Source organism: Sphingomonas sp. 2R-10 (assembly GCF_030062225.1).
Lineage (GTDB): Bacteria > Pseudomonadota > Alphaproteobacteria > Sphingomonadales > Sphingomonadaceae > Sphingomonas.
In genome coordinates this window covers 66,310-77,801 of record NZ_JASCXF010000022.1, presented here as the reverse complement: position 1 = coordinate 77,801, position 11,492 = coordinate 66,310, and the positions used below count along the sequence as shown (strand labels likewise).

Below are 11,492 nucleotides of genomic sequence, written 5' to 3'. Positions count from 1 at the left end.
GCGCAGCGGTGGTGGGGGGGGGGCGGCGCAGTACGCCGGTTCCGTATGTCGACGCCACCCCTACGGGTGCGGAGTATCCACGCCGGATCGACATTCAACGGCAGCGAAGGATGTCATCCTTCCCGCGCAGGCGGGAATCCATATCCGCCGACGTTTCGGCCGGATTTGCGACGTTGGCGCAGATGGACTCCCGCCTGCGCGGGAGTGACGACAGGGAATGGACTGGTCGTCCCGCGTCCGGTCAACTGAATGTCGCGTCCGCCCTAGGCGATCACCCCCACCGCCTTGCCCGCCGCCTCGAACATGCCGAGGATCGTCTCGACCTGCTCCGCACTATGCTCGGCGCACAGCGAGCAGCGCAGCAGGAAGGTGCCGGCCGGCGTCGCGGGCGGGCGCGCCATGTTGACGTACAGGCCGCCGTCGAGCAGCGCCTGCCACATCGCCACCGCCTCGCGCTGATCCTCGAGGATCACGGCGATGATCGCCGATTGCGGGGTGTCGGTGCCGAGCGTGAAGCCGAGGTCCTTCAGGCCGCCGTGCAGCCGCTTCGAATTGCGCCACAGATGCGCGCGCTTGTCGCCGGCGTGGCGCAGCTTGCGGATCGACGTCGCGGCGGTCGCGACGACCGAGGGCGGCAGCGATGCGGTGAAGACGTACGGACGGCACACCAGCCGCATCACGTCGAACTTCGGATGGTTCGACACGCAGAAGCCGCCGACCGTACCGACCGATTTGGAGAAGGTGCCGACGACGAAATCGACGTCCTTCTCGACGCCCTGTTCCTCGTACACGCCGCGGCCATTGGCACCGAAAAAGCCCATGCCATGCGCTTCGTCGACCAGCACCATGCAGCCATGCTTCTTCGCGACCGCGACCATTTCGGGCAGCGGGGCGATGTCGCCGAGCATCGAATAGACGCCCTCCAGCACCACCAGCTTGCCGGGTTCCTTCGGCAGGCGACCCAGCCGCTTGTCGAGATCCTCGACCGAATTGTGGCGGAAGCGGACGATCTCGGCATTGCCGAGCGAACAGCCGTCATAGATCGACGCATGGCTGTCGGCGTCGAGGATGATGTATTCGCCCTTGCCCGCCAGCGTCGATATGATGCCGAGATTGGCCTGATAGCCGGTCGAGAACACCATCGCATGGTCGGTGCCGTAGAATTCGCGCAGCGCCGCCTCGCAATCCTTGTGCGGGTCGTAGGTGCCGTTCAGCACGCGGCTGCCGGTGGTGCCCGACCCGAAATCGTCGAACGCCTTCTTGCCCGCCGCGATCACGTCGGGGTCGAAGGTCATGCCCATATAGTTGTAGGTGCCCAGCAGGATCGTGTCCTTGCCGCGGATCACCGCCTGGGTCGGCGACGTCACCTTGTCCATCACGATGGCGAACGGATCGCGCACGCCGGTCGCCAGCAACGCCTCGCGTTCGGCGATCAGCGCGTCGAACTTGCTGAACAGGTCGCGTTCCGGCGCGATCGTTTCCGGCGATGCGGGCAGGGCGTGGGGCGTGGCGGCGGCTTCGGTCATGATGTCGGTCTTTCGGGGGCCGGGCAGGGGATCAGGCGGTCTTCAGCTTCTCAACGGCATCGGCCAGCTGGCCGACGGTCTCGATATCCGCCTGCATGTTCATGGTGATGACGATGTCGAATTCGTCCTCCACCGCCGCGACGAAATCCATCACGGTCAGGCTGTCCCATTCGAGATCGCCGGCAAAGGTCGTCGCCTCGGTCAGCTCGGCACCCTTCTTGTTGAACGGTTCGATCAGGTCGGTGATCGTGGCGAAGGTGGCGGCGCGGTCGCTCATGCGGGTCTTTCCAATGTGTATCGGGATATCCGGTCACGCGGGGCTATAGCAGACGATGCGCGCGATACCATGCCGCGGTGTCGGCAAGGCCGCGTGCCGTTGCAATGCGCGGTTCCCACAGGTCGGCGGGCGGACGGAGCGCGGGGTCGGCGGTCCAGTCGGGATGGGCCAGATAACGCGCGCGATCCTCGGTCAGCTTGGCGGCGGTCCCGCGCAGCCTGCCGTCGAGCTTCGCGCCCAGCCGCAGCAGCCCCGCGGGCAGATGGAGCGGCAGCACCCGGCGCCCCACCGCATCGCCGATCAGCCGGGCGAGGTCGGCATGGTGCATCGGATTGCCGTCATCAATCTCCAGCACCGCGCGCGGCCCGTCGCGGTCGGCCAGCGTCAGCAGCAGCCGCGCGAGATCGTCGACCGCGACCAGCGCGACGCGCCCCGGTGGCGGGAGCAGCGCGAGGCCGAAGCGCGCCATGCGGAACATGTCGCGCATCTCGGTATCGCCCGGACCATAGACGCCGGTGGGACGCACGATCGTCCAGTCCAGATCGCTCGCGGCGACGCGTTCCTCGCCGGCGCGCTTCGATGCGCCATAGCGCGACAGCTGCGGCTCGCGCGCCGACAGCGAGGAGACGTGGACGAAGCGCCGGACGCCGGCGGCGCGCGCGGCATCGAGCACCGCCTGCGTGCCGGTGACGTTTCCGGCGGTGAAGCCGGCTTCGTCCGGCGCGCTGACCACGCCCGCGACATGCAGGACGACATCGGCGCCGGTCATCAGCTCGGCGAGGCTGTCGGGCTTGTCGAGTGCGCCGCGCACCCAGCTGACATTCGGCTCGGCCGGCTGCGCCCGCCGGGTCAGCGCGCGGACGTGCCAGCCGTGGCCGACCCCTTGCGCGATCACGCGGCGGCCGACGAAGCCGGTCCCGCCGGTCAGCGCCATCGTCCTCACAGCAAGGCCATGTGGTTGCGGTGGACCAGCGCCGATCGCGGGGCATAGCCGAGCAGGTCGGCCAGTTCGTCGCTGCGCCGTCCGACGATCCGCGCGGCGTCGACCGCGTCATATTCGGCGAGGCCGCGCGCGACGACCCGCCCGGCGGCGTCGACGATGCGGACCCGGTCGCCCCGCGCGAAATCGCCTTCGACCCCGGTCGCCCCGGCCGGCAGCAAGCTGCGCCCGGTCGTCAATGCGCGTGCGGCGCCGTCGTCGATGCGGATCGATCCGCGATCGGTCAGTCCGCCCGACAGCCATGCCTTGCGCGCCGATGCCCCGCCAGCGGTCGCGAACACCGTGCCGTGCCCGGTCTCGCCGAAGCGGGCGAGCGGGTGGTCGACCCGGCCGGTGGCGATGGCGAGGTTCGCGCCGGCGCCGGTCGCGATCCGTGCCGCCTCGACCTTCGACACCATGCCGCCCGACCCCATGCCCGACGACGACCGGGTGTCGGCCATGGCGGCGATCGTCGCATCGATCTGCGCGACGTGCGGGATAAGCCGCGCATCCGGGTTACCGTGCGGGTTCGAATCGTACAGCCCGTCGATATCCGACAGCAGCACGACGCCACCCGCCCGCGCCGCCGCGCCGACCCGCGCCGCCAGCCGGTCGTTGTCGCCGAAGCGGATTTCCTCGGTCGCGACGCTGTCATTTTCGTTGACGACCGGCACCACGCCCAGCTTGAGCAGCCGGCCGAGCGTCGCGGACACGTTGAGGTAGCGGCGGCGATCCTCCAGATCGTCGAGCGTCACCAGCAGCTGCGCGGCGGTCAGGCCATGGCCGCCCAGCAGTTCGGCCCAGATGCTCGACAGCGCGATCTGCCCCGTGGCGGCGGCGGCCTGTGCATCCTCGAGGCTGGCACGCCCCCCCCTGGCGAGACCCAGCCGCCGCGCCCCGAGCGCGATCGCGCCGGATGACACGATGACGATCTGCTGTCCCGCGGCAACGCGCACGGCGATGTCGGCGACCAGCGACGCCAGCCAGTCGCGGCGCGGCTGGCCATCGGGCGCGACGAGCAACGCGGACCCGACCTTGACGACGAGGCGGGGACAGGCGCCCGGGGAGAACAGGTCCTCCCCGCGGATCGGGGAGGATTTCAGGTTCGTCAGATCGGCGACCATTCGGCGGGTTCCTCGTCATCGCCGGTATCCTGCGCGTGCATCTCGCCCGGCCCGATCGCCGCGATCAGCCGGTCGAGCACCGCCTCAAGCCCCTGTCCGGTCGCGCCCGACAGCGGCAGGACCTTGGCCCCGCTTTCCGCTTCCAGCTCGGCGATCAGCGTCTCGGTCAGCTCGTCGTCGAGCAGGTCGGCCTTGTTCAGCGCGATGACCTCCGGCTTGTCGGCGAGGTCCGCGCCATAATTCTCCAGCTCGCCGCGCACGATGCGATAGGCGGCGACCGGATCGTCGGCATGGCTGTCGATCAGGTGCAGCAGCACCCGGCACCGCTCGATATGCCCGAGGAACCGGTCGCCGATCCCCGCGCCTTCCGCCGCGCCTTCGATCAGGCCGGGGATGTCCGCCACGACGAACTCGCGCTGCTTGTGGCTGACCACGCCCAGCTGCGGGCGGGTGGTGGTGAAGGCATAGGCGCCGACCTTGGCATTGGCATTGGTCACCGCGTTGATGAAGGTCGACTTGCCGGCATTGGGCAACCCGACCAGCCCCGCATCGGCCAGCAGTTTCAGCCGCAGCCACACCCATCCTTCGTCGCCGGGCCAGCCGGTGCCGTGCTGGCGCGGGGCGCGGTTCGTCGAGGTCTTGTAGCTGGCATTGCCGCGCCCGCCGTCGCCGCCGCGCAGGAACACCTCGCACTGGCCGGCACGGGTGAAGTCCGCCAGCACCGTCTCCTTGTCCTCCGACAGCACCTGCGTCCCCACCGGCACGCGGATGACCAGATCGCGCCCGCCCGCGCCGGTACGGTTGGCACCGGACCCGCCGGACCCGCGCGGTGCGCGGAAATGCTGGGTGTAGCGGAAATCGATCAGCGTATTGAGGCCGGGGACCGCCTCGAAGATGATGTCGCCGCCCTTGCCGCCGTTGCCGCCGTCGGGGCCGCCATATTCCATGAACTTTTCACGGCGAAAACTGACGGCGCCGGGGCCGCCCCCGCCCGAACGGACGAAGATCTTGGCTTGATCGAGAAAATGCATGTCGTCCGCTTAGTCGGAGTCGCGACAGGGGGAAAGGGGCTTCCGCTACCGCCGCCGGTGCGGCACCGTCGCATCGACCTGGTCCGCCGTCGGCCGGATCGACGTCAGGAACCGTCCTGCGTGATCGTCAGGCTGCGGGCGGCCAGTTCGCGCGCCTTGTCGCGCGGCAGCCGCAGCGCCTTCGCCATCGCTCCCCCCAGCAACGCATCGCCCAGCGCCATCAGCACCAGCTGCAGCGTCTTGTCGGCCAGCGGCAGGTCGCTCAACGTCTGTTCGTTGCCCAGCCGGTCGACCAGCGCGTGGATGGCGTCGAGGATCGGGTCCAGCGCGTCGTCATTGCCCGACAGGATCATCCAGCTGGCCAGTGCGCCCGCACCCTCGCGATCGAACGCGTCGAACGTCAGGTCGACTATCTCGCGCGGATCATGGTTGCCGTCGCGCGCGCGCAGCACCGCCGCGCCGATCGTCGCGGTGATCGTTGTGGCCATCCGCTCGGCCAGCGCCTTTTGCAGTCCCGATGCCGATCCGAAATGATGCAGCAGATTGGCATGGGTTCGCCCGATCCGCGTCGCCACCGCTTTCAGCGTCACCGCCTGCGGTCCCGCCTCGATCAACAGGTCGCGCGCGGCGTCCAGCGCGGCGTCGCGCGACGCTTCCGGCGACATCCGGCGGCGAACTATTGACATGGATGTAAGTAAGCAGCTAGGGGCATGGCAGCAGTTGGAGCAGATTCATGGCGAAAGCAAAGACTCCCGACGATCTGACGATCACCCCGCGCGACGTCCGTTTCGGGCGCGACGGCTCGGTGCGACGCTACTGGCTGAACGACGATCCGGTTGCGACCGCGTTCTACAACGCCCTGTCGGTCACCTTCCCCAAGGGCGAGGGCTTCTTCATCGACAGCGTGCGGCAGTTTCGCGACGACGTCCCGCCGCGCCTTGCCGGCGAAATCCGCGCGTTCGTGAAGCAGGAGGCGATCCACACCCGCGAACATATCGCCTTCAACCGGCACGTCACCGACCAGGGCTATGACACGTCCCGGCTGGAGGCGCGGGTCGACCACGAACTGTCGATCACCCGGGGCCGGCCGCCGATCGCCAATCTGGCGGCGACGATGGCGCTGGAGCATTTCACCGCGATCCTCGCGCACGAACTGGTCGCGAACCCGCGCCATCTGGCTGGCGGCGATCAGGCGGCGGCCGATCTGTGGCGGTGGCACGCGATCGAGGAGATCGAGCACAAGGGCGTGGCCTACGACACGTGGCTCCACGCCACGCGCGACTGGAGCAGGTTCAGGCGCTGGCGGATCAAGACGCTGGTGATGCTGATCGTCACCGTGAAGTTCTTTCGCGGACGCACGGCGGGGATGCTCGACCTGCTGGCGCAGGACGGGCTGGCCGGGCCGCGCGTCCGATGGCGGCTGTTCGCCTATGCGTTCGGCCGGCCCGGCATGGCGCGCAAGGTATTGGGCCTGTGGCTGGGTTTCTTCCTGCCGGGCTTCCACCCCTGGAACCATGACGACCGTGCCCTGATCGGGCTGGTCGACAGCGAGTTCACCGCGGCCCGGCTGGCCGGCGCCTGACGCCCCCCTTGCCCCGTCGGGCGCGGCGGGGCAGGGAGGGCCGATGCGCACGGTATCCGAAACGGCGGCGGTCCGGCTGTACTATCTCGACGACGAAGGCGGGGTCGCGACGACGATTCTGTATGGGACGCTGGCCGAGGCGATGGCTGCGGCAGCGCGCGAGGCGGAGGAGATACAGGCGGGCCTGTATCTGCAGACCAGCAGCGACGTGGTCGGCTATCTCGACCTGCTGGAGGGATAAGGACGCTCCCCGACGGCCGACAGATTTTCGGGTCGACCTCCGAGCTTCCACCGCGGCGGCCGATGTCGCTGGAAGCGTTTCGGGTCGGGAGGCGATCGATCGGAGTCGCAAATCCGAGACGTCAGCGTCTGGAGTTTGATCCACCCGTATGTACCCGTCACCCCAGCGAAGGCTGGGGTCTCCATCTGCTCCTGCTGCGCGCTACCACCGGGAGATCCCGGCCTTCGCCGGGATGACGTGCGTTTCAACCGGGATCCATCGGACGCCAAATCGAACGCATCAGGGCAGACGCCATCCGGGGATGGGCATCCGCCCCTGCGCGATCCTACTGGTAACCGCCCTCTTCCTCGCGTTCCTCGGCGGCTTCCTCCTGTACCTCTTCCATCTCTTCCTGTTCGGGCGTGTCGGGATCGATCATGGCGGCGTCCTCTCGTGCGGCAGCAGTGCCGCCCGGCGTCAACCAGCCGGACGGGCACCGCGTTCCGCATGGCTCACGCCGCCAGCCGCCGGTCGAGCCGGCGATCGGACAGGTCGATGGCGTAATCGATCGTCTCCACCGCCCTGCCGCGCCCGCGCGAATGGATCGAACTGCGCGTGCCGGTCGGGACGAAGCCCAGCCGCCGCAGCACCGCGCCCGATGCCGGGTTGTCGACATAGTGTCCGGCATCGACCCGCCTGATCCCCAGCGTCGCGGCGATGTCCAGCACCGCGCGACCCGCCTCGGTCGCATAGCCGCGGCGCCACGCGGACGGCGTGATCCAGTAGCCCATGACGTGCGGCTGGTCGCCGAACGGCCCGATGCCGATACCGCCGATCAGGTCGCAGCGCCCGCCATCATGGGCGAGGATCAGGAAGGTCGGTCCGGGATCGCCCTGCCACGCGGCGGTGAACGCCGTCGCATCGGCCAGCGTATAGGGCCATGGCGCGCGCGACAGGTTGCGCACGACCGCTTCATGGCCGATCGCGGCGGCAAGTGCAGGCGCGTCCTCGCTCCAGCCGGGGCGCAGGGTCAGGCGTTCGGTACGGGCGAACATCAGCGTCTCTCCAATGCGCCGCGCCTCAGCATCGGGGCGGGCAGGGGCCGGAGAGAGCAATAAAAAAGGGAGCCGGGGTGACCCGCCTCCCTCTTGTTGGCTGGTTCCGTTGCCGGAACCCGGGTCACCCTGGTGGGCAACCCGTGTGGTAGCCCGTTATTCTGCGGCCTGGGCCTGCATCTCGACATACGCGAACTTGCGGCCGAGCTTGCCTTCCTTGAACGCCACGCGGCCATCGACCAGCGCGAACAGGGTATGGTCCTTGCCCATGCCGACGTTCACGCCCGGATAGAATTTGGTGCCGCGCTGACGCACGATGATGTTGCCCGCGACCACTTCCTGGCCGCCGAACTTCTTCACGCCAAGGCGACGGCCGGCCGAGTCACGACCGTTGCGCGACGAACCGCCTGCTTTTTTATGTGCCATGGTTCAAACTCCTCGTATTCGCTCAGGCGGCGGCGCTGTCGTCGGCGCGCTTGTCGCCGATCGCGGTGATCTTCAGGATGGTGTGCTGCTGGCGATGACCGTTCTTGCGACGGTAGTTGTGCCGGCGGCGCTTCTTGAAGACGATGACCTTCTCGCCCTTCGCCTGCGCGATGATTTCCGCCGAAACGGTCAGTCCCTCGACCGACTTCAGGTCGGCCCCGTCACCGGCAAGGAGCACGTCGCCGAGCGTCACGCTGCTGCCAGCTTCGCCATCGAGCTTCTCGACGACGATCTTGTCTCCTGCGGCAACGCGATACTGCTTGCCGCCCGTGCGCACGATTGCGAACATGGCCCTTGCTTCTTTCCCAAATGCATATGTCCGCGCGGAGATACCCCACGCGGCAAGTGGATTGTGACTAGGCAACGGGGCCCTGCCTGTCAATGCCGAACGAACGATTCGTCGGAAAAGCGATGTTGCAGCGCGGCAACGGTGGCGTGACATTCATGTGACACGTGTAAAAGGGTGCTTGCGTCACAAAGTTGCTCAAGGGAGTTTCGCCGCGCAACGTCGCGATCATCATGTCGCGCGGGGGGAGATTTTCATGCGTAAACCCGTTTTCACGGCCCTGTTCCTGTCGAGCGCGCTGGTGGCCGTTCCCGCCATCGCGCAGGTCGCGGATGCTCCGCCGCCTGCCGGCGAAGTGGCGGCCGGTGAAGAGATTCTGGTCGTCGGCACCCGCGCGCAGGGCCGTACCGTGGCGGAAAGCCCCGTTCCGGTCGACGTCATCACCGGCGATGCGCTGGTCAACGCCGGCTATACCGAGACGAACAAGCTGCTGAACCAGCTGGTCCCCTCGTTCAACTTCCCGCAGCCCTCGATCACCGACGGCACCGACGTGGTCCGCCCGGCGACGCTGCGCGGCCTCTCGCCCGACCAGACGCTGGTGCTGGTGAACGGCAAGCGGCGTCATACCACCTCGCTGCTCAACGCCAACGGTTCGGTCGGGCGCGGCTCGTCGGCGGTCGACCTGAACACCATTCCCAGCCTCGCGATCGAGCGGATCGACGTGCTGCGCGACGGTGCCTCGTCGCAATATGGTTCGGACGCGATCGCCGGCGTCATCAACGTCCAGCTCAAGCGCCGCGAGGGCGGCCGGGCGACGATGACCTACGGCAAGTATGTGTCGTCGATGGAGGGCGTCCGCGAGGTCTCCGGCATCGCCCGCCAGGCGAGCGGCCAGCCGCAGGTCCGCGCCGACGGCACCTATGTGCTGGAGGAAACCGGCCGCGACCGCGAGGTCCGCGACGGCCGCACCGTCACCTTCGCCGCGAACATGGGCCTGCCGATGGGGGAGACCGCCTATCTGAACCTGACGGGCGAATATCGCGACCGCGAACCGACTGACCGCGCCGGCTACGACCCGCGCCGCCTCTATCCGCTGCTCGCCAACGGCAATGTCGATCCGCGCGAGTTCTCGGCCGACCGGGTCAACCATCGCTATGGCGACGCGCGGACGACCGACTTCAACTTCTTCCTGAACGGCGGCGTCGACATCGGGGCGTCGTCGGAACTCTACATCTTCGGCAGCTACGGCGTCCGCGACGGCGAAAGCGCCGCCTTCTTCCGCCGCGCATCGGGCCGCGACGCCAACAGTAACATTCAGGATTTGCGTAACTGCACATTCACCGGCACGGTCTGCACGCCCTTCTATGCCGATGGATTCCTGCCACTTATCACCAGCCAGATGGAGGATTTCTCCGGCGCGCTGGGCGTGAAGGGCGATCTGGCCGGGTTCAATTATGACCTGTCCTACGTCTACGGCACCAACAGCTTCGATTTCCGCATCGAGAACAGCTACAATGCGTCGTTCGGGCCGCAGTCGCAGCGCGCGTTCGATGCCGGCGGCACCCGTTTCGGCCAGCAGACGATCAACCTCGACCTGCAACGCGAACTGAGCGTCGGGTTCCTGTCGTCGCTGTCGCTGGCGCTGGGCGGCGAATATCGCAACGAAAACTACAAGATCGTCGCCGGCGAGTTCCAGAGCTACGCCGCCGGGCCGTTCGCGTTCAGCAACGGCGCCGCCGCCGGGGCGCAGGGCTTCCCCGGCTTCTCGCCGACTAGCGCGGTCGACACCTCGCGCGACAGCTTCGCGGGCTATGGCGAACTCGACGCGAAGGTCAGTGATGCGTTCAACATCGTCGCCGCCGGCCGCTACGAACACTTCAGCGACTTCGGTGATACGGTGAACGGCAAGCTCGCCGCGCGCTTCGCGCCGGTGCAATGGGCGGCGATCCGCGGGTCGATCTCGACCGGATTCCGCGCCCCCAGTCTCGCGCAGCAGTTCTTCTCGTCCTTCGCCACGCAGAATATCGGCGGCACGCTGGTCGAGATCGGCACGTTCCGCGTCGGCGATCCGGTCGCGCGCGCGCTCGGTTCGCGCCAGCTGGAGGCGGAGAAGTCGGTCAACATCGGCGGGGGCCTGACGCTTACCCCGATCCGCGGCCTGACGCTGACCGCCGACTATTACAACATCAAGATCAACGATCGCATCATCCTGTCCGAAAACCTGCAGGGTGCGGCGGTCGTCGCGGTGCTGCGCGGGGCGGGAATCCGGGACATCACCTCGGCCCGGTTCTTCATCAACGGCATCGATACCCGCACGCAGGGCGTCGAGGTCGTCGGCACCTACCGCGTCCCCGATCTCGGCATCGGCAGCGTCACGCTGACCGCCGGCTACAACTACAACCAGACCGACATCACCGACCGATCGACCCTGTCGGCGATCCCCGGCGTCACGCTGTTCGGGCGGCAGGAATCGCTGCGCCTGACCGATGGACAGCCGCGCTCGAAGATCAATGCCGGGCTCGACTGGTCGCAAGGCATCTTCGGGGTGACCGCGCGTACCAATCGGTTCGGCAACACGCTGTCGCCGGGCGGGGCCGCCGCGACCGATGTCGAGCTGGAGCCGAAATGGCTGACCGACCTGGAGATCCGGGCGACCCCGGGCCAGTTCGAGCTGGCGATCGGGGCGAACAACCTGTTCGACGTCTATCCGACGCGCAACCCGATCCTCGGCGCGCCGGCGATCAACAACTACTTCATCCCGTATTCGAGCTTCTCGCCGTTCGGGTTCAACGGGCGCTATCTGTACGCGCGCGCCGGCGTGAAGTTCTGATCTGCCGCGGCGGGCAGGGGGTTCCCTGTCCGCCTTGGTACGCGCCGGTATTCCTCGAACCTCGCCTCGGCGAAGGCAGGGGGCATCAAGCGGCAC

12 protein-coding genes are annotated in these 11,492 nt (G+C 67.9%); 3 read left to right on the top strand and 9 right to left on the bottom strand.

Annotated features, from left to right (window positions below; genetic code table 11):
• Positions 1-263: 263 nt before the first annotated feature.
• The 6 genes from spt to QLH51_RS11815 all read right to left on the bottom strand — a co-directional run bounded on the left by spt (position 264) and on the right by QLH51_RS11815 (position 5,623).
• On the bottom strand, positions 264-1,526 hold the full coding sequence (spt, locus tag QLH51_RS11840; RefSeq protein ID WP_125659053.1) for a serine palmitoyltransferase: 1,263 nt from the start codon (positions 1,524-1,526) through the stop codon (positions 264-266).
• 31 nt (positions 1,527-1,557) lie between these two features.
• A complete protein-coding gene (locus QLH51_RS11835; protein ID WP_125659055.1) occupies positions 1,558-1,803 on the bottom strand; it encodes an acyl carrier protein in 246 nt (81 codons plus the stop codon).
• A gap of 43 nt (positions 1,804-1,846) precedes the next feature.
• Complete coding sequence (locus QLH51_RS11830) at positions 1,847-2,737, bottom strand: NAD-dependent epimerase/dehydratase family protein (protein ID WP_125659247.1); 891 nt, start codon at positions 2,735-2,737, stop codon at positions 1,847-1,849.
• Between the two features lie 5 nt (positions 2,738-2,742).
• Entirely contained in the window at positions 2,743-3,906 is a 1,164-nt protein-coding gene (gene proB / locus QLH51_RS11825) for a glutamate 5-kinase (protein WP_125659057.1), read from the bottom strand.
• Positions 3,891-4,937: a GTPase ObgE gene (obgE, locus tag QLH51_RS11820; RefSeq protein ID WP_125659060.1), complete on the bottom strand. Its 1,047-nt coding sequence runs from the start codon at positions 4,935-4,937 to the stop codon at positions 3,891-3,893. The genes proB and obgE overlap by 16 nt, the downstream gene beginning before the upstream one ends.
• 104 nt (positions 4,938-5,041) lie before the next feature.
• Entirely contained in the window at positions 5,042-5,623 is a 582-nt protein-coding gene (locus QLH51_RS11815; RefSeq protein ID WP_125659063.1) for a TetR/AcrR family transcriptional regulator, read from the bottom strand.
• 47 nt (positions 5,624-5,670) lie between these two features.
• On the opposite strand from QLH51_RS11815, the gene QLH51_RS11810 reads away from it, so the two are divergent.
• Positions 5,671-6,519 carry a metal-dependent hydrolase gene (locus QLH51_RS11810; RefSeq protein WP_125659066.1) on the top strand — a complete coding sequence of 283 codons (849 nt, stop codon included), beginning with the start codon at positions 5,671-5,673 and terminating at the stop codon, positions 6,517-6,519.
• Positions 6,520-6,562: 43 nt separating this feature from the next.
• Positions 6,563-6,760, top strand: a complete 198-nt coding sequence (locus tag QLH51_RS11805) for a hypothetical protein (RefSeq protein ID WP_125659069.1) — start codon at positions 6,563-6,565, stop codon at positions 6,758-6,760.
• 491 nt (positions 6,761-7,251) lie between these two features.
• On the opposite strand, the gene QLH51_RS11800 is transcribed toward QLH51_RS11805, so the two are convergent.
• From QLH51_RS11800 to rplU, 3 genes are all read right to left on the bottom strand, one after another.
• Positions 7,252-7,794 carry a GNAT family N-acetyltransferase gene (locus QLH51_RS11800; protein WP_206429098.1) on the bottom strand — a complete coding sequence of 181 codons (543 nt, stop codon included), beginning with the start codon at positions 7,792-7,794 and terminating at the stop codon, positions 7,252-7,254.
• Between the two features lie 156 nt (positions 7,795-7,950).
• Positions 7,951-8,220 (bottom strand): 50S ribosomal protein L27, encoded by a 270-nt coding sequence (gene rpmA / locus QLH51_RS11795; RefSeq protein WP_055755412.1) that lies wholly within the window; start codon positions 8,218-8,220, stop codon positions 7,951-7,953.
• Between the two features lie 22 nt (positions 8,221-8,242).
• Positions 8,243-8,569 (bottom strand): 50S ribosomal protein L21, encoded by a 327-nt coding sequence (gene rplU / locus QLH51_RS11790; RefSeq protein ID WP_125659072.1) that lies wholly within the window; start codon positions 8,567-8,569, stop codon positions 8,243-8,245.
• A 253-nt stretch (positions 8,570-8,822) separates the two neighbouring features.
• On the opposite strand from rplU, the gene QLH51_RS11785 reads away from it, so the two are divergent.
• Positions 8,823-11,396: a TonB-dependent receptor plug domain-containing protein gene (locus QLH51_RS11785; RefSeq protein WP_125659074.1), complete on the top strand. Its 2,574-nt coding sequence runs from the start codon at positions 8,823-8,825 to the stop codon at positions 11,394-11,396.
• Positions 11,397-11,492 lie beyond the last annotated feature (96 nt).